The sequence below is a fragment of the Leptotrichia rugosa genome (genome assembly GCF_041200005.1).
Taxonomy (GTDB): Bacteria; Fusobacteriota; Fusobacteriia; order Fusobacteriales; family Leptotrichiaceae; genus Leptotrichia; species Leptotrichia rugosa.
The window spans coordinates 1,352,034-1,377,314 of the sequence record NZ_CP165644.1 but is presented as its reverse complement, the minus strand read 5'-3'; the positions used below and the strand labels follow the sequence as shown (position 1 = coordinate 1,377,314).

Here is a 25,281-nt window from a genome sequence, read left to right as displayed (position 1 = left end):
TGTAATTTAAGTTTAAATTATTTTACTTCTGTTGCCTGTGGATAAATATCTTTTATGTCATTTATTATTTTGTCCACTTTTCCCCATAAAACATCTTCTTTTTGTCTATTTCCTTTTACAGCAACTCTCACATGCACACATTTTTCTTTGGCATATGGTGCAACTGTTGGATTGGTCATCTGAAAATAATCTTTTAGTCTATCATCAATTTTCCCTTCAGGAACACCTTTTATCTCCAAAGTTTTCATAAGTAAAATTGAATCGGAATATTTCTTTAAAAGCGGCAATGCGTAATCGTCTAGCATAGCAGTCATTTCTTTTGGCGGATAAAATTATTATTTTTTTTTCATTTTTTTCAAAAAAACATCCTGGCGCAAGACCGACTTCATTTTCCAGAAGAACGGATCCTTTTAAAATCGAAGCTTCTTTTTCTGCGCCGCTTGCCACTTCAAAAAAACCACGCTCGTTGTATTTTTTTATAATTAAATCATAATATTTTTGTATCATTTCTAAGTCAACATTAAAATAATTGGCGACAACTTCTTTCGTGATGTCGTCAATCGTAGGTCCAAGTCCTCCAGTTGTAATGACCAAATCCACTCTGTTAAATGCAATTTTAAGACATTCTTTTAATCTTTCAAAATTATCTCCAACAGTAGTTTGATAATATAAATCAATTCCTATATCTGTAAATTTTTTGGAAATGTATTGTGAATTTGTGTTGACGATATCTCCAACAAGTAGTTCTGTTCCCACGCAAATAATTTCTGCTTTCATTATTTTCTCCCATTTTTTGTTTATATATTTTTTATATTTCAAAAATAATTATTTATTTTTTCAAAATTATTATATCACAATAAATCGTTTGGCACAATATTTTCATTTTTTGAAAAAATTGAGTAAAATGGCGAGAAACAAATGAAAAAATGTCTGTGGACAAAAAATAAAAAATAAGTTATAATATAAACAAAATATATGATTGGAGAAGGTTTGAATGGATATACATCATTTGAAAATTTTTTTTGAAGCGTGTCGGGAAAAAAGTTTTACAAAAGCAGCAAAAAAACTGTATATTAGTCAATCAGCGGTGTCTATACAAATAAAAAAATTGGAAACAAAATTAGATATACAACTTATCGAAAGAAATTCAAAAAATTTTAAGTTGACATTTGCAGGAAAAGAACTGTATCGAATGTCTAAAGATGTCTTTGATAAAATTTTGCGAATGGAAACAGAGATGCAAAGAATTGCTTATTATGGCAAAGGAAAAATTTCAATTGGAGCAACTCACAATATTGGGGAACCGGTTTTACCTAAAATAATGGTTGAGTTTAAAAAGAAATATCCTGAAATAGAGTTTGACTTATATATAAAAAATAGGGAATCTCTTATGCGTCATTTGAAAGAAGGAACAGTTGATGTAGCTTTAATGGAAGAATATTTTATTGAAGATAAGGAACTGAAAATTATTGAAACTGAAGAATATCCATTCGTGGTTGTCGCAGGGACTCAGATTTTCGATTATGAAGAGTTAAAAAATTTAAAATTGTTAAAGCGAGATACAATACTTACAAATAAGTATTTGGATTTATTTGAGAAAATTATCGGTTTTAATTTAGAAGATCGAATTGTAATTAATGGAAGTATCGAAACGATGAAAAATATGATAAAAAATGGAATTGGATTTGCAGTGCTTCCTTATTACAGCGTTTATGAAGAAATACTTCGAGGAACATTAAAAATTGTTCATAGTTTTGAGAAATGGGAAGAAAAATTTCAAATTGTGTATATAAAAGAAAATAGCGAAAAAGAAGGAATTGAGAAATTTGTAAATTTTGTGAAAGATTATAAAATTAATGGGAATTATTCTGACGAAAAAATAAATGATCTGATATTTAAAAATTTTGAATAATAATTTAATCTTATTTGTTGTTGCAGTACAGTTAAATTTCTATAAACTTTTTAAAATAAAAAATAAAAATTTTTTAGAAGTATAATATTTGAAATATAATTTTTAAGATAAGTTTTAAAATTTATTTTAAATAAATTTTTAAATCTGGAGGTAAAATAAATGTTAAAAGAAAATATAAAAAATTCATATTTAACAGCTTACAAAACTGTCAAAAATTTTGTGGAAAATGACGAGAATATTGAAAAAACGGTTAAAATTTCAGAAGAGTTGGCAGCTGCTTACAGAGATGGAAAAAAGTCGTTGATTGCTGGAAATGGTGGAAGTAATTGTGATGCCATGCATTTTGCAGAAGAATTTACAGGAAGATTTAGAAGTGATAGACGTGCTTTGCCGTCGATTAGCATAAGTGACAGTTCACACATCACCTGTGTTGGAAATGATTTTGGATTTAATTTTATTTTTTCAAAAGGAGTGGAAGCCTTTGGTCAAGAAGGAGATTTTTTCTTTGGAATCTCAACTTCAGGAAACTCTCAAAATATTATTGAAGCAATGAAAGTGGCAAAAGAAAAAGGTTTAAAAACAGTTGCACTTTTGGGAAAAGATGGCGGAAAATTAAAAGGTGTGTGTGATTATGAATTTATTATTCCAGGAGAAACTTCCGACAGAATTCAAGAAGTTCATATGATGATTTTACATATTATTATTGAAGGAGTGGAAAGAATTTTATTTCCAGAAAATTATTAACAAATTTATTTTTTAATTTAAAGCATAAATAAAATATATGTATTTATATAAAATTTATATATTTAAATTATTGAAATTTTGTGAAAAATATGGTATATTAATGTTGTAAAATAAATTAAATGGAATGGAGTGAAATATTATGAAATTAGTTAGAAGGATAAGGGAAAGAAAAATAATGACAATTTATTTGTGCAATCCTTTATCATTGCTAATTTTTTAATATTTTTTAGGAATATAATATAAAAGTCAGCAATTTTGAGGTTGCTGGCTTTTTTTCCTTTAATTTAAAAATATTTAAAGAAAAAGGCCTAAAAAAATAGGCTTTTTTTATTTAAAATAAAAAAGTAGGAGGAGAAAGAGATGATAAAAGCAGGAATTGTAGGAGCAACAGGGTATGCAGGACAGCAGTTATTATGGATTTTAAATAATCACAAAGAAGTGAAAGTGGAATTTATTTCATCGCATTCATTTGCAGGAGAGAATATTGGAAATATTTATAAAAATTATAAAAAATATTTTGAAAAAAAATTGATTTCGTTGGAAGAAATTAAAGAAAATCTGGATAAAATAGATGTACTATTTTTAGCACTGCCTCATGGAATGTCAGAAAAGATAACAAAATCAGCGCTTGAAAACAATGTAAAAGTTATAGATTTGGGGGCAGATTTTAGATTGGATGATTCAGAAATTTATGAAAAATGGTACAAGGTAAAACATAACTATCCAGAAATCAATAAAAATGCGGTTTATGGGCTTCCAGAACTTTATAAGGAAAAAATAAAAAATACGAAAGTTGTGGCTTCACCTGGATGTTATCCCACTTCTGCTATTTTAGGTGTGGCACCGTTATTAAAAAATGGACTTGTTGATACAAAAAAAATTGTTGTTGATTCGAAGTCGGGAGTTTCGGGAGCTGGAAGAAGTGCTAAATTGGATTTAATTTATGCTGAAGTCAATGAAAATTTTAAGGCTTATAATGTTTTGAAGCATAGACATACACCTGAAATAAAGCAAGAGATGGATAAATTAGCGAATGGGAATATTAATTTAGTATTTACTCCGCATTTGTTGCCGATAAATAGAGGGATTCTTTCGACAATTTATTTAGATGTGAAGGATGAATTTAAGGAAAGTTTGACGGAAGAAAAAATTTATGAAATTTATAATGAATTTTATAAAAATGAGTATTTTGTGAGAGTTACTGAAAATTTGCCAGAGATAAAAAATGTGAAAAATAGTAATATTTGTGAGATTGGGGTTCGATATGACAAGGAATTTGGGAACATCGTTGTAGTATCAGCAATTGATAATTTGATAAAAGGGGCTGGTGGACAGGCGGTTCAGAGTATGAACATTTTATTTGGATTTGAAGAAAATGAAGGATTGGAATTTTTGTCGATGTATTTATAAAAATATTTTGTTAATAAGATTTTATTAATAGGATTTTACAGATAAAAAAGAAAGGAGCGTGTGATTTATAATTTTTAGAAAATAATTGAAAATTATTTATCATACAAAAGTTATATGAAAATAATAGAGAATGGTACGATTACTGACGTTAAAGGGATTAAAGCAACTGGAATATCGGCAAAATTGAAAAAAAGTGGAAAAAAAGATATGGCTTTGATTTATAGCGAGGAAAAGGCGGTTTCAGCTGCGGTTTTTACAAAAAATTTGGCAAAGGCTGCACCAATTATTTTGGATATCAAACATATAAAAAATGAGAATACACAGGCGATTGTGGTAAATAGTGGGAATGCAAATTCTTGCACGGGAAATACTGGACTTGCGAATTCTAAAAAAATGACTGAGCTAGTTGCGAATAAATTGGGACTTAAAGCTGAGGAAGTTTTAGTTCAATCAACTGGGATTATTGGAGTTCAGCTTGATATGGAAAAAATTGAGAATGGGATTGAGAAAGTTGTGGAAAACTTGTCGGAAGATGGCGGAATTGATGCGGCTAATGCGATTATGACTACTGACACTTTTGTTAAGCAGATTTGCTTGGAAATTGAGATTGATGGGAAAAAGGCGAAAGTGGCTGGAATGTGTAAAGGGTCTGGAATGATTCATCCGAATATGGCGACAATGCTTTCATTTACTGTAACTGATGTGAATATCGAAAAATCTCTGTTGCAAAAAATGTTTTCTGAAATTGCTGACAACACTTTCAATATGATTTCAGTTGATGGAGATACGAGCACAAACGATATGGCTTGTGTTTTAGCGAATGGACTTGCTGGGAATGAAAAAATTGTTGATGAAAATTCATCTGGATATAATGAGTTTAAAAAGGCGTTATATAAAGTGAATGAGGAATTGGCAAAATTAATTGCGAAAGATGGAGAGGGTGCGACAAAGTTGATTCAAGTTACAACAAATGGAGCAAAAACGCTGGAAGATGCGAAAAAAGTTTCAAAATCAGTTATCACTTCGAGTCTTTTCAAAGCGGCAGTTTTTGGCGGCGACCCAAATTGGGGAAGAATTTTGTGTGCGGTTGGATATTCAGAAGCTGATTTGATGATTGATAAAGTTAATATTTTCTTAAAAGCTGGAAATGATATGGTTCAAGTTGCAAAAAATGGGATGGCACAGGATTTTGATGTTCCAAAAGCTGAGAAAATTTTAAAGTCTGAGACAGTTGAAGTAATTATTGAATTAAATGATGGGGAGTTTAAAGCGACTGCTTGGGGATGTGATTTAAGTTATGATTATGTGAAAATTAATGCGGAGTATCATACTTAATATTTTTTAAAATAAAATTTATGATTTTAAGAATTTTTTATTAGTAAACTTTTCAAGATAAATTTTGAAAAAAATTATTTTTAAAATTAAATTTTTGAAAAATTAAAAAAGAAGAAAAATTTTAATAATAGAGAAAGGGAAAATATGATTTCAAATTTAGATAAAGCGAAAATTTTGGTAAAGGCGTTGCCGTTTATAAAAAAATATCATAATAAAACGATTGTGATTAAATATGGCGGAAGTGCGATGGTTAATCCTGTTGCGCGTGAGCAGTTTATTCAAGATGTAGTTCTTATGAAATATGTTGGGATAAATCCTGTGATTGTGCACGGTGGAGGGCCTGAGATAAACGAGATGCTTCAAAAAATTGGGAAAGAGAGCAAATTTGTTGCAGGAAATCGTGTAACTGATGAGGAAACAATGGAAATTGTGGAAATGGTGTTATCTGGGAAAGTCAATAAAGGAATTGTGTCGGACATCAATAAATATGGTGGGAAAGCTGTTGGTCTAAGTGGAAAAGACGGAAATATGGTGTTTGTTGAGAAGAAGTTTGTTGAAGTTGATGGAGAAAAGGTTGATATTGGGTTTGTCGGAGAGATTAAGGAAATTAATACAGAAGTTATAAAATTGTTGGAGATAAATGATGCAATTCCTGTGATTTCATCGATTGGAGTAGACAAAAATGGTCAGACATACAATATTAATGCGGATTATGTGGCAGGTGCGATTGCTGGGAAATTACAGGCGGATAGATTGATATTTTTGACAGATGTTGATGGAATCTTGCTTGATTACAATGATAAACAGACACTTATTGATGAAATCGATGTAGAAAATGTGAACGATTTAATCGAACGAGGAATTATTAGTGGCGGAATGTTGCCAAAAGTTACGACTTGCTTGAATGCGATTGAAAATGGAGTGGAAAATGTTGTTATTCTAAATGGGAAATTGGAACATTCTGTGATTCTTGAGTTGTTTACAGTCGAAGGAGCTGGAACATTGATTAAGAAGGATGAAAATTTAGAGAGTTAAAATTATTTGAGAAAGTAAAAATATCTGAAAAGATTTTGAAGTTGAAAATTAGAAAATTATGGAATATTTTCAAAAAAAATAAGAAGGAAGTGATTAAATGTTATTAAATGTATATAGCCGTTATAATAAAATATTTGAAAAAGGAAAAGGGACGTATATTTATGACAATGAAGGAAATGAATACTTAGATTTTGTATCAGGAATTTCGGTAAATTGCTTGGGACACACAAGTCCTGTGATTACAAAGGCTTTGACGGAGCAAAGTCAGAAATTGGTGCATATTTCTAATTTGTATTACAGTCAGCCGCAATTGGATTTGGCGAATAAACTTACTGAAAATAGTGAAATGGAGAGCGTATTTTTTACAAACAGTGGAACTGAAGCGATTGAGTTGGCTTTGAAAATTGCTCGAAAATATGGGAATAATTTGTCGTACGATGAAAATGGAAACAAAATTGCTGATAAAACGGAAATAATTTATATGAAAAATTCATTTCATGGAAGAAGTACTGGAGCCTTGGCAGTTACCGGTCAGCCGAAGTATCAAAAACCATTTGAGCCGTTGATGAAAAATGTTACTGAGTGTAATTTTAATGATATTAAAAATTTAAAAGCTAAGGTAAGCGAAAAAACTGCTGCCATTATTTTAGAGCCAATTCAAGGAGAAAGTGGACTTGAGAGTGCTACTCCTGAATTTATGGAAGCTATAAAAGAATTGAGCAAAAAATATGATGTGCTTGTGATTTTTGACGAAATTCAATGCGGAATGGGAAGAACTGGAAAATTATTCGCTTATGAGAATTTTGATTTAGTTCCAGATATAGTTACAATTGCGAAATCACTTGGTGGCGGAGTTCCGATTGGAGCTTGTCTGACAAAAGGGAAAGCAAATGATGTGCTGGTTCCTGGCGACCACGGTTCAACTTATGGTGGAAATCCTTTGGTTTGTGCCGTTGCAAATGCTGTTTTACATGAATTAATTGACAACAAATTAATTGAAAAAAATGTTGTGGAAAAAGGTCAGTATTCTATGGAAAAATTGAAAAAATTAAAGGGGAAATTTGATTTTATCGAAGAAATTCGAGGAAAAGGACTTCTTTTGGGAATAAAATTTAATGAAAAGAAAGTTTTGGCAAAAGACGTTGTTTTAAAAGCACTAGAAAATGGGTTGTTGCTAGTTGGAGCTGGAAATAATGTCGTGAGATTTTTCCCGCCGTTTAATGTGACAGATGGGGAAATTGACAAAGCTATTTCGATTTTGGAAAAAGTTTTGAAAACATTTTAATTAATTTTAGAAATTTTTGATAACTCAATTTTTGATTTTGTTATGATTCAAGTTCCATTTTTTATAATATTTGTCGTATTAAATTTTTAATTTTTAAAACAATAGTAATTTCTGAATGATTCTATTTCAAAAGACAAAAGTTTTCGAAAAAATTTCTTTTTAGTAATTGCAAATTATAATTGTAAATTAAAAATTATTAAGGTAAAATTATATTGAAAGAACGAAAAAATTTAGAGTTAAAGGGGAGATTTTTATGAAAACCTTTAGAAAAATTTCAATACTTTTTCTTTTGGTAAGTTTGGTGAATTTTAGTGCGTCGAATATTGAAGGAAAAATTGCTCAGATTAGGAAGGATTTCGCAAGTACTAATGCTGTGAAAAATTATGTTATTAAGGAAGTTGAAGATTTAGAGCAAAGTACAGATGGCGGCGTTGTGAAGTATTATTTTCAAAATGGAGTTGTTAAAAAAATTGTGGTTGAACATTTTGGGGAAAGTTGGAATAGTTTGACAGAATATTATGTAAAAAATGGAAAAGTTTATTTTATTTTTGATAAGACTGAAAAATATAATGTGCCATATTATGTGGATTCTAAATGGTATAAAGAAAATGAGATAAAAAATGGAGAAGTCTTTGATAAAAAAAAGTCAAAATTTTCTGAACAACGATACTACTTTGATGAAAATGAAAAATTGATTCGGTATATTGGTGAGAATAAAAAAATTGTTGAAAATGGACAAAAATTGAAGGAAATTGAGAAAGATATATTGAAAGAATATTATAGAATAAAAAATTAATATCGAGTTATAAAAATAAAAATTGGAAAAATTAAACAATAGCAAGGGACAGAATCTCTTGTCATAATATGATAAAAATAAAAATTAAGGAGAAGTTATGCTAAAAGGAAAATCATTTTTAAAATTATTAGATTTTACAACGGAGGAATTGCAGTATTTGCTGGATTTGGCGAAAAAATTGAAGATGGATAAAAAAAATGGGACTGAGAAAAAAATGATGGTTGGAAAAAATATTGCTTTGATTTTTGAGAAAACTTCTACTAGAACGAGATGTGCGTTTGAAGTGGGAGCTTATGACCAAGGGGCAAATGTCACTTACATTGGGCCTTCTGCATCACAAATTGGAGATAAGGAGTCTATGGAAGATACTGCGAAAGTTTTGGGAAGATTTTATGATGGAATCGAATATCGAGGATACGGTCAGGAATTAGTCGAAACTTTAGCTGAGTATTCGGGAGTGCCTGTTTGGAATGGGCTTACAACTGAGTTTCATCCGACACAGGTTTTAGCGGATTTTTTGACTATTTTGGAAAAAAAGGGAACTTTGAAAGGAATTAAGTTTGCATATCTTGGAGATGGGAAAAATAATATGGCAAGTTCACTTATGATTGGTGCAGCAAAATTTGGCATGGATTTTACGATTGTTGCTCCAAAAGAATATTTTCCAGATAAAGAACTAGCTGAAACTGCTTTGAAACTGGCTGAGGAAAATGGAGGACGTATTTCATTTACGGATGATAGAATTGGCGGAGTAAAGGATGCGGATGTTATTTATACGGATGTGTGGGTGTCGATGGGAGAATCTTATGATGTATGGGAAGAAAGAATAGATCGGCTTTCATATTATCAGGTAAATAGAGAGCTTATAAAACACGCAAAGGATGATTACTTGTTTATGCACTGTCTGCCTGCATTTCATGACTTGAATACAAAAGTTGCAAAGGAAATTGAGAAGAAGTACGGAATTAAGGAAATGGAAGTTACCGATGAAGTTTTTAGAAGTAAAAATTCTGTTGTGTTTGATGAGGCGGAAAATCGGATGCATACAATAAAGGCTGTGATGGTGGCGACATTGGGGGATAGAGAATATCCGATGTAATTTAAGAAAAAATGTATCTGATATATCGAAAAAATGCAGTAGTTATTTTATATTGAACTTAAATAAAATGGAATTTAAGAGTCAAATGAATAAATCGGAGTTTTATTTAGAACTACAAAAAAAGGACTATCAAAAGAAAAAATGCCTTTTTCAAAATTTATAAAAAAATATGGTAAGAGACTCAATTGTTCCAAAGTTACGTGCAGTTTTAGTAATTGGGTATATAACACCATATGTAGAATTAGGAAATAAAGGGCAAGGATTAGTTTCTGTTCCAACTTACTAATGCTGTTAACAATAATTACACTATTACTGTGGATAAAGGTAGTATTTTTTATTATAGAGGTCATAGTGCTTCAATGAAACCAAAAATTGTTTTTGAAAAAGATATTTTACCGAAAGGGAAACACGATGATTTGTCTAAACATATTCGTGGACAGAGAGAAAATTTTGCGTCTACTTCTTCAGATTTTGATATTAGTGATAGTTTTGCTGGAAAAAATGGGTATAACTACATAATAGACACTGATAGAGGAATAAATACTGTAAAATTTTTTGGAGAAAGACATCCTTTTCCAGAACAAAAAGAATTTTCTATTCCTAATGGAATAAAAATACGGAAATAAAAGATGCTTATCAATATAAGGATAATCAAACTATTAAATATATAGAAAATCCTAATTATAAACAAAAAATAATTAGAATTAATATTTTAAAAGGTAATTATAATGGAAAGTTTTTGGAAAAAAGAAGAAAGTGATATAGAAATACAAAATATTGAAATTTTAAACAATGGAAAAATAGCAAAAAATAAACTATTTTTATTAGAAATTGAAGATGAAATTAATTTGAAAATAGAAATTGAAAATATGGTATATTTTTCAAAAAGTGATAACATATTTGATTCTGTTGTAGAATTACGAAAAAAATTAGAATTAAATAATATTTACTTACTTTGTAATGCTTCAGCTATTAATGTTTATTCTTCTTTGATGCAAAAAGAGTTTGGAGGGACAAAAGCGTATAAATTACAAATGGGGAAACAAGCAACTTTAAATGATGTAGTAGATATTTTTGATTATGATAGTGAATTAAAAATTGGTAGTGTTAAAGAGCAAGAGGAATTTTATGAAAATTGGATAGAAAGTTTTTAGTGAGAAATTGTTGCTTTGCGTTAGGACATATTACCAAATATGAACAAAAATAACAATACATTGTCAATACAACGAAACCATAGAGAAAGTTTAAAATGAAATTTACCAAAATAATAAAGAAATATACTTAATCCAAATAAAATATTCCAAACTAAGAAAGGGATGTAAAATGAGAATAATAAAAAGAGATAAAAATGGAGAGGAAATAGCAGAGATTTTTGGTATTTATTGGGATGAAGAAAGAAATCAAACACTTTTTTTGGGGATGACAGATAAATATAGTGGAATGTATGTTTATTCAGAAAGTGAAGTTGAGATTATTGACCCAAATATAAATTTTAGAACAATTTATCTTTCTGGGCATCTTCCAGGGATATTTCATTGGGCATTAATAGAAAAAGATTTATTAGATGAGGTTATTGACGGTAATTTAGAATTAAGAAAACAATTTTTGGACATATTGCGTTCAGAGAATGTAATAGATTGGTAATTTTTATATAAAAATATTATGTATTTTTTTTTATATGTGGAGTGTGTCCAATCAAATAAAAAATGGGTAGGGATTAGTTTTTTATAAATTTTAATTTTACATTCTTAAAATCACAACTAAAAATAAAATTAAGATGATAAGATAATTAGATAACTATAAATTTAGGTAAAGGTAGTGGTTTAGAAATATTTAATCAACGGATTAAACAGATAAACATTAAACAAGGAGATATTCATAATGGAAAAAATAAATGATTTTAATGAAGCTAAAAATTTGCTAGAAAAATATTTAGATAAAAAAATATCAATAAATAAATTAAAAAAAAATTATTTTATTGATGATATAAAATTTATAAAAGAAGAACTAGAAAAAGTCTATTTATTTAAAGATAAAACAAAATCAGATATTTTATTTTGGTTAATATTTACATTTGATTTGTATTCTGAGGAGTTCATAAATATCTTATGTAAGATTTCAAAAGAAGAATGGCATTGGAGACATGAGGATATTGCTATTTACTTCATGGAAATGGAGTTACCGTCTACGGTAGAATGTCTTTATGAATTAGCAATTTCAGATTTTAAAAAATATCGTGATGACGAATACTGTCAATTAGTTGAAAAATGTTGCTATGCTTTAGGAGCAATAGGAACGGAAGAGGCAAAAGAAAAACTTAAATTGTTGGCTAAAAGTGATAAAGATATTATACGAGAACATGTTGAAGATACATTTGAAATGTATAAATTATCTTAATTAGGAAAGAGAAATTGCACTCAAGATAATGTTGTTAAAGATAAGTATCCTGATATGCCAATGCCTGAAAAAAGTTCTGGCTGGGGATATAAATTTGTACGTTTTAAAGAAGAAAAAAGACAAATAAATATACAATTAGGACAAGAAGATAGAAAAGCACTGGAGATATTTAATAATAATATCATAGACTATAAAGTAATAGGAGAATAATAATTATGAACAAATATCTTAAGGAAATTATATTATTATCAAAATGGTATAATAAAGAATTGACTGATGATGAGTTTTTAGAAAAATTTAAATTAAAAAAAATCAGATATAGAAGAGAAGTTCCTAAAATTGCAAAGGAAAAATTAAAAGAAGCTTGTACATTAAAAAATGGAGATATGATGATGTATTATTCTTCTTTAGTCTTTTCTTTAGTTTTTTCTTCAAAAATAGATTTTGATGAAATCAAAGATTGTATTGAGGAAATTATAACAGGAGATTGGCACTATGACCATGAAAATATAGCAGGTGCATTTGAAGATATAGCTTCACCAAAAACAATAGAATGGGTGTATTATTTAGCATTGGCACATCAGTTTGAAGGATATGAAGGGGGAATTGCAATGGCTAGAAAATGTATTCATGCACTAGGGAAAATAAATACTCCTAAATCAAAAGAAAAATTGGAACTTTTGGCTAATAATTTAAATGAAACTGAAGAATTAAGAGAATCAGCAAAACGAGAATTAAACAGACATAATTTTACAAATAAGGATGTTGAATGAAAGGAATAATTATGAAAAAAGAAGAGGAAAGAAATATTTATGCAGTATTTGATGAAAAGACGATAAGAGTTTATCAGGCATATAACAATGAAATAGCAGATGAGGCTTTAAAATTAGGAAAGTTTGGAAGTAAGTTCAGTTTAAACAGAATGACTTGGATAAAACCGTCGTTTCTCTGGATGATGTACAGAAGCGGCTGGGCTACTAAACAAGGACAGGAAAGAATACTGGCAATTGACCTGAAAAGGGAAGGATTTGATGAAATAGTGAAAAATTCTGTACTTTCATCTTTTAGAGAAGTTTCTGATTTATCTAAGGAAGAATGGAAAGAAAAATTGGAAAATTCAGAAGTAAGATGTCAATGGGATCCGGACAGGGATATTTATGGCAATCCAATAGGAAGAAGGGCGATACAGTTAGGCATAAAGGGAGAAATGGTGAAAAAATATATAAATGAGTGGATTGTAAATATAACGGATATAACTGATAAAGTTATTGAGATGAGAAACAGTATTCAAAATGGAACTTTTTCGGAGTCTATACTTCCTCAAGAGAAAAAATATATATTGTTTAATTATACTTCCAAATAATCGTTGTTGTAAAAGACAGCGGTTATTTTTAAATATTGATTTTTTTAAAATAAAAATTGTAAAATATTGAAATTTTCCTTAAAAAAAGGATTTTTAAAGGTTGAGTGAAAACTTTTGGATGGGAAAAATTCAAATGAAATGTATAATATTGAACTAAAACAATATATTTCATAAAAAATGACATTTACTCTTGCATATTTTATCCATATATTAGAAAAAATATTTATATTTGATACTAGATGTGGTATAATAATTAAAATATGTAAAATGTTATCAAAAATTAATAAATTTATTTAAGAATTTTTTCAAAAGATAGGAATTTTTTGATATAATAGAATTGAGAGTGAAAACAAATTTAATTAAAAATTTGAAAGGAAAGTAAAAAATGGAAGAAATAAAAAAAGAACTTATTATAATAACAGGAATGAGTGGAGCTGGGAAATCGGAAGTAATTAACTTTTTTGAAGACAGAGAGTATTTTTGTATTGACAATTTTCCTATAAATCTTTTTCAATATTTGAATGAAATTTTCTTAAGCAGCAAAAAAAGAAATAAAGTTGCTGTTGTGATAGATGTGAGAAATCAGGAATTTATGGAACAGCTTACAGAGCAGTTGAAAATATTAGACGAAGAAGAAATATCCCATACGATGATTTATTTGGATGCAAGAAACGATGTGCTGCTTAGCAGATATGAGTTGTCCCGAAGAAAACATCCGTTAAATTTGTACGATACTTTGCTTTCTAATATAAAGGCAGAGCGAAAAATGCTTAAAAATTTTATGTCTTTAGCGGATTTGGTAATTGATACTAGCACTCTTAAAGTAAAAGATTTACAAAAACTTTTGGAAAAAGAGTTTTCAGGAAAATTGAAAAAAATAAATATAAATTTAACTTCGTTTGGATTTAAGTACGGAATACCACTAGATTTACATTTGATGTTTGATGTGAGATTTCTTCCAAATCCTTATTATATTGATAATTTAAAGAAAAAAACTGGAAATCATATAGATGTTCAAAATTATGTGATGGGACTTTCTGAAAGTCAAAAATTTTATGAGATGCTATTGCAAATGCTTATTTATCTGATACCTTGCTATGAAAAAGAAGGAAAATCACATCTTAGAATAGGAATAGGATGTTCTGGAGGGCAGCACCGTTCTGTAACTTTTGTAAATAAACTTTTTGAAGATCTTACAAAAAGAGAAGATTATAAAATTGGTAAATACCATAGGGAAGTTGGAGAAAAAACAGAAATTGAATAAATTTTATAATAAAAAATTCGGATTAAAATTTAAAATTAAATTTTAGTTGTGGTTTTGTAAAAAATTTTTTTTAAATAAAAAATGAAAAAATTTGATATTTTTTAGTGAAGAAATCGGGGGATTATCTGGGAATGAAATAAGTTTATTTGAAAAATTGGAAAGGCAAAAGATGGAAGAGATAACTTCACCTGTAAGATATAAGGATATTCCTAAAAATCCTGGAGTTTATTTGATGAAAAATTCTCGGGGGAAAATAATTTACGTCGGAAAAGCAAAAAATTTGCAAAACAGAGTAAAGTCATATTTTATGAATATTAAGTCGCATAATGCGAAAACGCTGGAACTCGTGAAAAATATAAAAGATATTGAGTTTTTTATTTGTAAAACTGAAGTTGAAGCGCTTATTTTAGAAAATAATCTTATAAAGAAAAATATGCCAAAATATAATATTTTGTTAAAAGATGAGAAAACTTATCCATACATAAAATTTACAAAAGAAAAATTCCCTAAAATAGAAGTCGTGAGAAGTACAAGAAAATTAAATGAAAATGCAAAATATTTTGGACCATATCCAATGGGAATTTATTTTGCGCTAAAGTCTTTGATAAAGATATTTCCTGTAAGGGATTGTGCTAGAAATATGGACAAAGTAACTAAACCATGTTTAAAATATCATATGAAAACTTGTCCTGCTCCCTGTAAATTTAAAAATATTTCTTCTGAGTACAATACAAATGTTAAAAATTTTCAAAATTTTCTTTCTGGAAATAGTGATGAAGTATTAAAAAGGCTAGAAAATAAAATGAATGAGCTAAGCCAGAATATGGAATTTGAGCGGGCAATTGTCGAGCGGGAAAAAATAACCGTATTAAAGAAAATGCTGCAAACTCAGATTATTGAATACAGCCGTGAAATAGATGAAGATATATTTGTATTTACACAAAAACTGGAAAATATATTTTTGTGCGTGTTAAATGTGCGGGATGGTAAGATTATTGGGAAAAATCATATTGTTATAAAAGAAGTCGCAGGAAATCAAGAAAATATTTTTGAGCGCCTGATTACAGCTTATTATGAAAAAAGAAATATTCCAAAAAATATTATTTTTGATGAAAAATATTTGGAAAAGGAAGAACTTATTAAAGAATGGGCTAAAATTGAGAAAAAGAAGGAAATTAAGATGTATTTTCCAAAAATTCAAAGTCGCAGAAAACAGCTTTTAGAAATGGGATATTTGAACTTGAATGAAGAAGTGGAAAAGTTTTTCAGAAAAAAACGGTTAGTGCGTGAAGGATTATTAAATTTAAAAAGAAAACTTAGATTAAAAAAAATGCCGCATAGGATTGAATGCTTTGATATTTCCAATATTCAGGGAGTTGATGCTGTTGCTGCGATGACAGTTGCGATTGATGGAGAAGTTACGCCAAAGGAATACAGACATTTTAAGATTACAGTAAAAGATACGCCAGATGACTTTGCTATGATGAGAGAGGCTCTTACAAGAAGATATTCTAAATTAGGCATGGAAGAATTGCCTGATTTGATTTTAATTGATGGGGGAAAAGGACAGCTGGGAATTGCGGTAGATGTTTTGGAAAAATTGAAAAAATTTGAATATTTGGATATAATCAGTATTGCAAAAAGAGAAGAAGAAATTTTTAAAAGTTATGAGAGTGAGCCATATATTTTTGAGAAAAGCGATGAAACTTTGAAAATTTTACAAAGACTTAGAGATGAATCACATAGATTTGGAATAACGCACCACAGAAAATTGCGAAGTAAAAGAAATGTTAAAAGTGCGCTAGATAGTATTTTGGGAATTGGACCGAAAAGAAAAAAAGAATTGATTAAAAAATTTGGATTAATAAAAAATATAAAAAATGCGAAAATTGAAGAACTTATGGAAGTTGTTCCAGAAAATGTGGCAATTTTGATTAAAGAAAAACTGTAATTTTTGAAAATTTTAAAAGGAGGAAAAATTTTGAAAAAAGGAATAATTCTTATGCTTTTAGGCTGCAGTCTGATTAGTTTTTCAATGTTTGATAAAATAAAAAAAGAAATTAAATGGGCTAGTGAAGAAGAACCTAAATTTAAAAAAGTAAAAGTCAACATTGATGGAGAAGAAAAAATGCGAAAAGTGATTCCTGGAAGATATGAGATAAAATTATTTGAAATAACATATCCAAGTGATTTATTTGGGAAAAATAGATTTTTTAATGAATTTAATACTTTTTTGAAGGGGATTGAGCCGATTAAAACGAAGAGTGGAGAGCCAAAAGTTGTAAATATAAGAGCAACTAGAAAATATTCGCTACTTTTAGAAAGCCGATTTTATGAAGAGATGCAGCAAATAAAAGAAGATCTTTTATCTGATGAAGAAAAAATCTTAGAACTTCCAGCGTCTTCATTGGAAGACTATTATAGACAGCAATTAACTTCGATGTCAGGTAGAATGGGTGCAACTGAATACGCTGGAACTGATCAGGAATTTTTAAATAGACAAATTTATGTGTTATATCAGCTTTTGGATAAACCTAAATTTAATCCAAACAATGTCTATTCTGAGCTGGACAAGGAGTTTTTGATTGAAGAGCTGAAAAAAAATCGGAAAGAAGTTGTTGAAAATTTTGAAAAGTCAAAAGTGGAATATTTTATAAAAGAAAGTTATGAAAATTCAGGAATTGGAAAGTTGCAAGATGACTCAATTTATAAGTTTGATAAAGATGTTGTGATTTCGGATAAATTGGAAGATCAGGCAATTTTGCCAGAGATGGAAAAAAATGTCTATTTGACGGGCTTTCCTGAAAATATTATAGAAGAACTTGCAAAAAATAAGCTAAAGTTGAAAAGAACGCCGTTACTTTTGGAAAATAGTGATTATCATGGGTATATGTTTAATGAAGATAACACAGTCGTGTTTATTGGTGGAAAGGAGCCGAAATATTATTACAAAGACTATAAAATTAATGTTGTGAAAAAACCAATTGAAGTTTTGGATTTGCTGAAAACTGATTCTAATTACTATGTTTCAGATTTTTTCTAAAAAATAAGTAAATTTTGTGAATGAAATAATTTTAACAGGAGGAAAAATGAGTGATTATATTTTGGAAATGAAAAATATTCGAAAGGAATTTTTGGGTGGAAAAATTGTTGCAAATGATGACATTACCTTGAAGGTTAAAAAAGGGGAAATTCACGCAATAGTTGGAGAAAACGGAGCTGGAAAGTCAACACTTATGAAAATATTAAATGGGCTTTATGCACCGACTTCAGGTGAGATTTTTTACAAAGGGAAAAAAACTGAAATAATTAGTCCAACAATGGCAGCAAAACTTGGAATTGGAATGGTTTATCAGCATTTTATGCTAGTTGACACTTTAACGGTTGCAGAAAATATGGTGCTTGGATTTGAGCCAAAAAAAGGCGGAATATTTTTTGACTTGAATAAAGCTAGGGAAAAAGTTCGGCAAGTTTCTGAAAAATATGGTTTAAATATTGATCCTGACGCAAAAGTTTCAGATTTATCGGTTGGAATTCAACAGAGAATAGAAATTTTGAAAGTTTTGTTTAAAGGAGCAGAACTTCTAGTATTTGATGAGCCAAGTGCCGTACTTACGCCGCAAGAAGTAAAAGAGCTTTATGAAATTATGAAAAATTTGGTAAAAGAAGGAAAAACTATAATCTTTATTTCGCATAAATTGCAGGAAGTGCTGGATTTGTCGGATAATATCACGGTTATCAGAAGAGGAAGCGATGTTGGAAGACTTGCAACAAGTGAAGCAACTAAAGAAAAAATTGCAAATCTTATGGTTGGAAGAGTCGTTTTGTTTGAAGTAAAGCGTCCTGAAGTAAAACTTGGGAATGTGCTTGTAAAAGTTGAACATTTAACTGTAAAAGATAAAAAGGGCGGAAAAGATGGAATTGAAAAAGTCAGCGATGTTTCTTTTGAAATAAGGGAAGGAGAAGTTCTAGGAATTGCAGGAGTTCAAGGAAATGGACAAACTGAGTTAATTGAAGCTCTGGCTGGGCTTGTAAAGATTGATGATGGAAAATATTCGATAGGAAATAAGAGTTTGGAAAATCAGACGCCAAAGGAAATTAAAAACTCGGGATTTGCACATATCCCAGAAGACAGACATAAAAGAGCCGCAATTGACAATTTTACCATGGAAGAAAATATGGCGCTTGGACTTCAAGATGAATATTCAAAAGGGTTTTTGATGAATTATGGAGAAATTGAAGCTAAAACTAAAAAATATATTGAAAAATATGATATTCGTCCGAATAACGGGAAAATTAAATTTGGCGGACTTTCTGGAGGAAATCAGCAAAAAGTCGTAGTTGCACGGGAATTAGAGCGGGAAAATAAGTTTATAATTGCGGCACAGCCAACCCGAGGAGTCGATATTGGTGCGATTGAAATGATACACAACACGATTTTGCAGGAAAAAACTAAAAAGAAAGCAATCTTGGTTGTTTCAGCTGAATTATCGGAAATAATGGCATTAAGCGATAGAATTGCAGTTATGTATTCAGGAAAAATTGTAGGAATTTTGAACAGAAGTGAAGCAACAGCGGAAAAAATTGGGATATTAATGGCAGGAGGGAAATTAAATGATGAAAAGTAATGAGATAAAATCAAAAATAATAGATTTTATTCCAACAATAGTTTCAGTTTTTATTGCTCTAATTATCGGTGGAATAATAATGATTTCAAAAGGATTAAATCCATTTGTGGCATATTTTGATATGGTAAAGGCAGCTTTTTATCAGAGTTCACCTCGTTCACCATTTTTTAGTGGACTTGCCAAAACTTTATTTATAGCGACACCGCTTATTTTTTCGGCACTGTCGGCAATGGTAGCTTTTCGTGCAGGACTTTTTAACATAGGAATGCAAGGGCAAATGATTGCTGGAGGACTGACTGCAGCATTTTGGGCTGTTGCGTTTAAAAATCAGTTTTTGGGAAATGTTGTAATTGTAATAATTGTTGCGATGGTTGCAGGATTTATTTGGGCGGGGATCGCAGGGTTTTTAAAATCTAGATTTGGCGTAAATGAAGTAATTAGTACAATAATGTTAAATTATATAATTGTTGAAATTCAGAATTTTTTGATAAATGGACCGTTAAAAGATCCGTTATCACAGATTCCTCAAACTGTAAAAGTTGTGAAAAATGCAAGACTTCCACTGCTTTTTGCAAAAGTTACAAAACAAAATTTAAATTTTGGATTTATCTTGGCAATCTTATTAATTATCGCACTTTACTGCTTTTTCAAATATTCGAAAAAAGGTTATGAGATAAAAGCTGTTGGACAAAGTGAAACAGTCGCTGAAAATGCTGGAATTAATCCAAAGAAGATAATGTTTTTAGCAATGGGAATCGCAGGAATTTGTGCTGGACTTGGTGGTGCGGAAAGAGTTTTAGGTGGAGCATCCCAGTATGCCTATACAGAGTTAATTATGGGAGACTACGGTTTTACTGGACTTGCGGTGGCTTTACTTGGAAAAAATAATCCTTTTGGAATTTTAGTTGCGGGAATTTTTTATGCGGCGCTTGAAGTTGGTGGACAGATGTTGCAGCAAAGATATCAAGTTGATAAGGACATTGTATATATAATTCAAGCATTAATTATTATATTTGTAGCATCAGAAAATTTATTTAAGTTTTTTATAAAAAAAAAGAAAAAGTAACTAAAAATTTTAAATATTAAAATTTAAATTTAAAAGGAAGGAAAAAATAAGAAAAATGAAAGAAATAGGGAATTTAATACAGCAAACAATAATTATTGCGCCACCAATTTTAATAACAGCGGTTGGAGCGTGTATTTCAGAACGAAGTGGTGTTGTAAATATTGGTCTTGAAGGAATTATGTTAAGTGGAGCTTTTGCCGCAGCAGTTGTAAATATAGCCACAAGTAATCCATATTTAGGAATTGTGGCAGGAATGGCCGTAGGGGTTTTAATCTCGTTAATTCATGCAGTAATTAGTATAAATTTAAAAGGAAATCAGATTATAAGCGGAGTTGCAATAAATTTATTTGCAGTCGCAGTAACTTCATTTTTAATAAAGGCACTATATAACACAGCTGGAAGTACTCCAATGGCAAAAGATGCCGCTGGAAATCCAATTCTTGCAAACCAGCCTCTGATGTTAATTATTATTTACGCAATCGCAATTTTGACACATTTTTTTCTGTATAAAACAGTTTTAGGACTTAGAATAAGAACGGTTGGAGAGCATCCACTTGCAGCGGATACAGTTGGAATAAGTGTCTACAAGATAAGATATATAAGTGTACTTTTGTCGGGAGCACTCGCAGGACTTGGTGGAGCATATTTGACAACTGTACTGCTTCCATCATTTTCAAATAATATGTCAGCAGGTCGTGGATATATCGCATTGGCGGCGATGATTTTTGGAAAATGGAATCCAATTGGAGCAATATTAGCAAGTTTACTATTTGCCTTTGGTCAAGCATTTGCTGATTATGCCAAAGCGACAAGAATTCCAATACCTCAGCAATTTTTGACGATGATACCGTACATTTTGACAATATTGGCATTAGTAGGATTTGTTGGAAAAGCTAGAGCGCCGAAGGCATCTGGTTTGCCGTATGAAAAATAAAAAATAAATTTTTAGAAAAGAGGTTGAAAAATGGGATTATTTGATAATGGAAAAAAGGTAAAAGAAAAAAATTTAGAGTCTGTAACTTCAAGTTCTGTCACTTCAGAAGAAGATGATTTAAACGGAGTGAGTATAATATCGATGGAAACTTCAATAAAAGGAACAATTGAGACAAATTCAATGTTTCAAATCGATGGAGTTTTAGAAGGTGATATTAAAGCTGGAAGTTTAGTTCATGTAGGAACAGAAGGAAGAGTTAAAGGGAATATCACAGCAAAATCAGTTTTTATTGAAGGCGAAGTTTCTGGAGATATAGTTGCTGATAAAGTTGAAATCGGTTCAAAAGGAAAAGTTCGATCGAATATTACTTCATTAACATTAGTTATTCAGGAAGGTGGAATGTTTGAAGGAAGCAAGAAAATGAAAGTAGCTTTAGTTAAGGATGAGCCGAAAGTAGAAGTTTTAGAAGATAAAGAATTATAAGGAAAGTATTTTAGTAAAAATATTGTGATTTAAAAAATCTGTTTCATAGATTTTTAAATAATTTATGGGACAGACTTTTTTGTGTAAAAATTTTTGTGGACTGGAGTACGAAAAAATGGTAATATTAGATGATGAAGAATATGATAAAGTCTGGGATATAGTTTATGATAGATTTAATTTTAATCCTAGTGTTGATAAAAAAGAAATAGCGTTTGAATTTAAAGAACCATATATAGTTTATGATATTAGTTATCATTATGAAAATCTAGAGGAAATTAAAGGGTTTGTAGTTTGGGGATTAAAAAAAGAAATTCGGGATAAAATAACAGAAATTTTTTTGAAATGTACTAAGGAAAATGGGGAATTGTATGCATTGGATTGGCAACATTCTTGTTTTAGATATAATCCTCGTATTAAAGATGAGCCTAAAATTATAGAAGTTAAAGATGAATGCTACTGGGGTGGCGGGTATACTGCATATTTTCCAACATATTTTCCAAATGGGGATTATTATTTTTTTATTGATGTTAATTTTAATTTTGGATATTTAGGACATCCTTGGCAACAAAAGGTTTGGATATATGGAAAAAAATTGATTGAAGAATTTAAAAAAGCTGATTTAGAGGAATTTAAGTTAATTGAGGAGAAAAATTAGAGAGGAACATTGAAGAGAATGAAAGACAACAAAATAAAGATTACTGGAGCTAGAGAGCATAATTTACAAAATATTGATATTGAGATTCCAAAGAATGAGCTGGTTGTAATTACTGGGGTTTCTGGGAGTGGGAAGTCTTCGCTTGCGTTTGATACGATTTATTCAGAAGGGCAGAGAAGGTATGTTGAGAGCTTGTCGGCTTATGCGAGAATGTTTATTGGGCAGATGCAGAAGCCTGAATTGGATAGTATTGAAGGGCTTTCTCCTGCGATTTCGATTGAACAGAAAAGTGTGTCAAAAAATCCTCGTTCGACTGTTGGTACAACTACTGAAATTTATGACTATATGCGGCTTTTGTGGGCACATATTGGGGAAGCGCATTGTCCAATTTGTCATAGAAAAGTGGAAAAACAGTCAATTCAGGAAATTGTTGATAATTTGATGAGTTCTCGGAAAGAAAAGGATAAAATGATAATTTTGTCGCCAGTTGTGATTGATAAAAAGGGGACTCATAAAAATTTGTTTTTGAATTTACAGAAAAGAGGGTTTCAAAGGGTTCGAGTGAATGGCGATATTCTTGATTTGAGTGATGAAATTGTTTTGGATAAGAATAAAAGGCATCATATTGAAGTTGTTGTTGACAGGGTTGTGTTTAAAGTGGATAATAAGGAGTTTTTGAGTCGATTGACGGAGGCGATTGAAACTGCGAGTGAGCTTTCTGATGGGAAAATAATTGTGAATATTAATGGAGAAGATAACAAATTTAGTGAAAATTTTTCTTGTCCAGACCATCCAGATGTTGTATTTCCAGATGTTGTGCCAAGACTTTTTTCATTTAACGCACCGTATGGGGCTTGTGAAGTTTGTAATGGGCTTGGTTCAAGATTGGAAGTGGATGAAAATAAATTAATTGTAGATGAAAATTTATCAATTAATGAAGGTGGAATTGTTTTTCCAGGAGCAACGACTAAAAAGGGCTGGAACTGGGATTTATTCACGGCGATGGCAAAGGCGCATAAAATTGACTTGGATAAAAAGGTTTCTAAATTGACTCGAAAAGAGAAGGATATAATTTTTTATGGAAGTGATAAGCAATTTAAATTTTCTTGGAGCGGAGACAGTTTTAGCTATAACGGAAAACGAGGATTTGAAGGGGTTGTGCATGGAATTGAACGAAGATACAAGGAAACTGCTTCTGAATCAGCAAGAGAAGAGATGGAAGCAAAATATATGACAGAGAGAACTTGTAAAACTTGTCACGGAAAAAGGCTTAAAGATGTTGTGTTGGCGATAACAGTTAATGATAAGAGTATTATTGACTTGACTGAAGTGAGCGTTGTTGATGCACTTGATTTTTATGAAAAAATTCAGCTTACAGAAAAACAAATACAGATTGCAGCTGAAATTTTGAAGGAAATAAAAGAGCGGCTAAAATTTATGATAAATGTCGGACTTGATTACTTGAGTCTTGCTAGAATGACAAAAACGCTGTCTGGTGGAGAATCGCAAAGAATTAGGCTTGCAACTCAAATTGGAAGCAGGCTTACTGGCGTGATTTATGTGCTTGATGAACCGAGTATTGGACTTCATCAGAGGGATAATGACAAGTTACTTGCGACTTTGAAGGATTTGCGTGATATTGGGAATAGTTTGATTGTCGTAGAGCATGATGAGGATACGATGAGAGAAGCGGATTATTTAATTGACATAGGTCCAGGTGCTGGAATCAATGGAGGAAAGGTTGTAGCACAAGGAACGCCAAAACAAGTTATGAGAAACAAAAAATCATTGACAGCACAATATTTGAACGGAAAAATTAAAATTGAAGTGCCTGAAAAAAGAAGAAAGGCGACGAAAGAAATTGTTTTGAAAAATGCAAAAGGAAATAATTTGAAAAATGTGACGGCACATATTCCACTTGAAGTTTTGACGGTTGTAACGGGGGTTTCAGGAAGTGGAAAGTCGACATTGATTAATCAGACATTGTTCCCGGAGCTTCACAACAGGCTAAATAAAGGGAAATTGTATCCACTTGAAAATGGTGGAATCGATGGGCTTGAAAACTTGGAAAAAGTTATTGACATTGACCAGTCGCCGATTGGGAGAACACCGAGATCGAATACTGCGACATATACAAAAATTTTTGATGATATTCGTGATTTATTTGCACAGACAAACGATGCGAGAGTGCGTGGATATACGAAAGGAAGATTTTCATTCAATGTAAAAGGTGGACGATGTGAAGCGTGTAGCGGTGCTGGAATCAATAAAATTGAAATGAATTTTTTGCCAGATGTTTATGTGGAATGTGAAGTTTGTAAAGGAAAACGGTACAATCGAGAAACACTGGAAGTTCAGTACAAAGGAAAAAGTATTGCAGATGTGCTAGAAATGACAGTTGAAGAAGCATACGAATTTTTTAAAAATATTCCATCACTTGAGAGAAAACTGCAAACATTGATGGATGTAGGAATGAATTACATTCAATTAGGGCAACCTGCGACAACTCTTTCAGGTGGAGAAGCTCAACGGATAAAACTTGCGACTGAATTATCAAAAATGTCAAGAGGAAAAACCATTTACATTTTGGACGAACCTACAACAGGACTTCACTTTGAAGATATCAGAAAATTATTAGAAGTATTAAATAGATTGGTTGATAAAGGGAATACAGTCTTAGTAATTGAGCATAATTTAGATGTAATTAAAGTTGCGGATCACATTATTGATATAGGACCTGAAGGTGGTTATAAAGGTGGACAGATTATTGCAGAAGGGACTCCTGAAGAAATTGCAGAGAATGAAGGGTCTTGGACTGGGAAATTTTTAAAGAAGTATTTGTAGTGTTTAAAAAAGATAATACATATTTTTTTTC

The 25,281-nt window shown here is 30.5% G+C and carries 26 protein-coding genes; 24 read left to right on the top strand and 2 right to left on the bottom strand.

Features of this window, described 5'->3' with window-relative positions:
• Positions 1 to 17: 17 nt before the first annotated feature.
• Positions 18 to 248 carry a hypothetical protein gene (locus AB8B22_RS06770; protein WP_369710539.1) on the bottom strand — a complete coding sequence of 77 codons (231 nt, stop codon included), beginning with the start codon at positions 246 to 248 and terminating at the stop codon, positions 18 to 20.
• Positions 217 to 777 carry a molybdopterin-binding protein gene (locus tag AB8B22_RS06765; protein ID WP_369710538.1) on the bottom strand — a complete coding sequence of 187 codons (561 nt, stop codon included), beginning with the start codon at positions 775 to 777 and terminating at the stop codon, positions 217 to 219. Before AB8B22_RS06765 ends, AB8B22_RS06770 begins: the two co-directional genes overlap by 32 nt.
• A gap of 217 nt (positions 778 to 994) precedes the next feature.
• Between AB8B22_RS06765 and AB8B22_RS06760 the strand changes: the two genes are divergently transcribed.
• From AB8B22_RS06760 to uvrA, 24 genes are all read left to right on the top strand, one after another.
• Positions 995 to 1,912 carry a LysR family transcriptional regulator gene (locus AB8B22_RS06760; protein WP_094080133.1) on the top strand — a complete coding sequence of 306 codons (918 nt, stop codon included), beginning with the start codon at positions 995 to 997 and terminating at the stop codon, positions 1,910 to 1,912.
• Between the two features lie 159 nt (positions 1,913 to 2,071).
• Entirely contained in the window at positions 2,072 to 2,656 is a 585-nt protein-coding gene (gmhA, locus tag AB8B22_RS06755) for a D-sedoheptulose 7-phosphate isomerase (RefSeq protein ID WP_369710537.1), read from the top strand.
• Positions 2,657 to 3,016: 360 nt separating this feature from the next.
• Entirely contained in the window at positions 3,017 to 4,066 is a 1,050-nt protein-coding gene (gene argC / locus AB8B22_RS06750; protein ID WP_369710536.1) for an N-acetyl-gamma-glutamyl-phosphate reductase, read from the top strand.
• Between the two features lie 114 nt (positions 4,067 to 4,180).
• A complete protein-coding gene (gene argJ / locus AB8B22_RS06745; RefSeq protein WP_369710535.1) occupies positions 4,181 to 5,401 on the top strand; it encodes a bifunctional glutamate N-acetyltransferase/amino-acid acetyltransferase ArgJ in 1,221 nt (406 codons plus the stop codon).
• A 144-nt stretch (positions 5,402 to 5,545) separates the two neighbouring features.
• Positions 5,546 to 6,436, top strand: coding sequence for an acetylglutamate kinase (gene argB / locus AB8B22_RS06740; RefSeq protein WP_369710534.1), 891 nt, complete (start codon positions 5,546 to 5,548; stop codon positions 6,434 to 6,436).
• A gap of 97 nt (positions 6,437 to 6,533) precedes the next feature.
• The gene (locus AB8B22_RS06735) at positions 6,534 to 7,721 is read left to right on the top strand and encodes an aspartate aminotransferase family protein (protein ID WP_369710533.1); all 1,188 of its coding nucleotides are present in this window, start codon (positions 6,534 to 6,536) and stop codon (positions 7,719 to 7,721) included.
• A 253-nt stretch (positions 7,722 to 7,974) separates the two neighbouring features.
• On the top strand, positions 7,975 to 8,517 hold the full coding sequence (locus tag AB8B22_RS06730; RefSeq protein WP_369710532.1) for a hypothetical protein: 543 nt from the start codon (positions 7,975 to 7,977) through the stop codon (positions 8,515 to 8,517).
• Positions 8,518 to 8,614: 97 nt separating this feature from the next.
• Complete coding sequence (gene argF / locus AB8B22_RS06725) at positions 8,615 to 9,616, top strand: ornithine carbamoyltransferase (RefSeq protein ID WP_369710531.1); 1,002 nt, start codon at positions 8,615 to 8,617, stop codon at positions 9,614 to 9,616.
• A 359-nt stretch (positions 9,617 to 9,975) separates the two neighbouring features.
• Positions 9,976 to 10,242, top strand: a complete 267-nt coding sequence (locus AB8B22_RS06720) for a scabin-related ADP-ribosyltransferase (RefSeq protein WP_094080140.1) — start codon at positions 9,976 to 9,978, stop codon at positions 10,240 to 10,242.
• Positions 10,243 to 10,344: 102 nt separating this feature from the next.
• Positions 10,345 to 10,770 (top strand): hypothetical protein, encoded by a 426-nt coding sequence (locus tag AB8B22_RS06715; protein WP_369710530.1) that lies wholly within the window; start codon positions 10,345 to 10,347, stop codon positions 10,768 to 10,770.
• A gap of 169 nt (positions 10,771 to 10,939) precedes the next feature.
• Positions 10,940 to 11,260 carry a hypothetical protein gene (locus AB8B22_RS06710; protein ID WP_369710529.1) on the top strand — a complete coding sequence of 107 codons (321 nt, stop codon included), beginning with the start codon at positions 10,940 to 10,942 and terminating at the stop codon, positions 11,258 to 11,260.
• Positions 11,261 to 11,497: 237 nt separating this feature from the next.
• Entirely contained in the window at positions 11,498 to 12,013 is a 516-nt protein-coding gene (locus tag AB8B22_RS06705) for a hypothetical protein (RefSeq protein ID WP_369710528.1), read from the top strand.
• Between the two features lie 54 nt (positions 12,014 to 12,067).
• A complete protein-coding gene (locus AB8B22_RS06700) occupies positions 12,068 to 12,223 on the top strand; it encodes a hypothetical protein (protein WP_369710527.1) in 156 nt (51 codons plus the stop codon).
• A gap of 5 nt (positions 12,224 to 12,228) precedes the next feature.
• Positions 12,229 to 12,786: a hypothetical protein gene (locus AB8B22_RS06695; protein ID WP_021746559.1), complete on the top strand. Its 558-nt coding sequence runs from the start codon at positions 12,229 to 12,231 to the stop codon at positions 12,784 to 12,786.
• Positions 12,783 to 13,376, top strand: coding sequence for a DUF4291 domain-containing protein (locus tag AB8B22_RS06690; RefSeq protein WP_369710526.1), 594 nt, complete (start codon positions 12,783 to 12,785; stop codon positions 13,374 to 13,376). The genes AB8B22_RS06695 and AB8B22_RS06690 overlap by 4 nt, the downstream gene beginning before the upstream one ends.
• A 385-nt stretch (positions 13,377 to 13,761) precedes the next feature.
• Positions 13,762 to 14,640 (top strand): RNase adapter RapZ, encoded by an 879-nt coding sequence (rapZ, locus tag AB8B22_RS06685; protein ID WP_094080207.1) that lies wholly within the window; start codon positions 13,762 to 13,764, stop codon positions 14,638 to 14,640.
• 169 nt (positions 14,641 to 14,809) lie between these two features.
• The gene (uvrC, locus tag AB8B22_RS06680) at positions 14,810 to 16,591 is read left to right on the top strand and encodes an excinuclease ABC subunit UvrC (RefSeq protein WP_369711934.1); all 1,782 of its coding nucleotides are present in this window, start codon (positions 14,810 to 14,812) and stop codon (positions 16,589 to 16,591) included.
• A gap of 30 nt (positions 16,592 to 16,621) precedes the next feature.
• Entirely contained in the window at positions 16,622 to 17,683 is a 1,062-nt protein-coding gene (locus tag AB8B22_RS06675) for a hypothetical protein (protein WP_094080208.1), read from the top strand.
• A 46-nt stretch (positions 17,684 to 17,729) separates the two neighbouring features.
• Positions 17,730 to 19,268: an ABC transporter ATP-binding protein gene (locus tag AB8B22_RS06670; protein WP_314080889.1), complete on the top strand. Its 1,539-nt coding sequence runs from the start codon at positions 17,730 to 17,732 to the stop codon at positions 19,266 to 19,268.
• Positions 19,255 to 20,334 carry an ABC transporter permease gene (locus tag AB8B22_RS06665; RefSeq protein ID WP_231724692.1) on the top strand — a complete coding sequence of 360 codons (1,080 nt, stop codon included), beginning with the start codon at positions 19,255 to 19,257 and terminating at the stop codon, positions 20,332 to 20,334. The genes AB8B22_RS06670 and AB8B22_RS06665 overlap by 14 nt, the downstream gene beginning before the upstream one ends.
• Before the next feature lie 55 nt (positions 20,335 to 20,389).
• Positions 20,390 to 21,268, top strand: coding sequence for an ABC transporter permease (locus AB8B22_RS06660; protein WP_068157324.1), 879 nt, complete (start codon positions 20,390 to 20,392; stop codon positions 21,266 to 21,268).
• A 30-nt stretch (positions 21,269 to 21,298) separates the two neighbouring features.
• Entirely contained in the window at positions 21,299 to 21,751 is a 453-nt protein-coding gene (locus AB8B22_RS06655) for a bactofilin family protein (RefSeq protein WP_314080893.1), read from the top strand.
• Positions 21,752 to 21,866: 115 nt separating this feature from the next.
• Complete coding sequence (locus AB8B22_RS06650) at positions 21,867 to 22,406, top strand: DUF2716 domain-containing protein (protein ID WP_369710525.1); 540 nt, start codon at positions 21,867 to 21,869, stop codon at positions 22,404 to 22,406.
• An 18-nt stretch (positions 22,407 to 22,424) separates the two neighbouring features.
• Positions 22,425 to 25,250 carry an excinuclease ABC subunit UvrA gene (gene uvrA, locus AB8B22_RS06645; protein ID WP_369710524.1) on the top strand — a complete coding sequence of 942 codons (2,826 nt, stop codon included), beginning with the start codon at positions 22,425 to 22,427 and terminating at the stop codon, positions 25,248 to 25,250.
• The last annotated feature ends 31 nt before the right edge of the window (positions 25,251 to 25,281 follow it).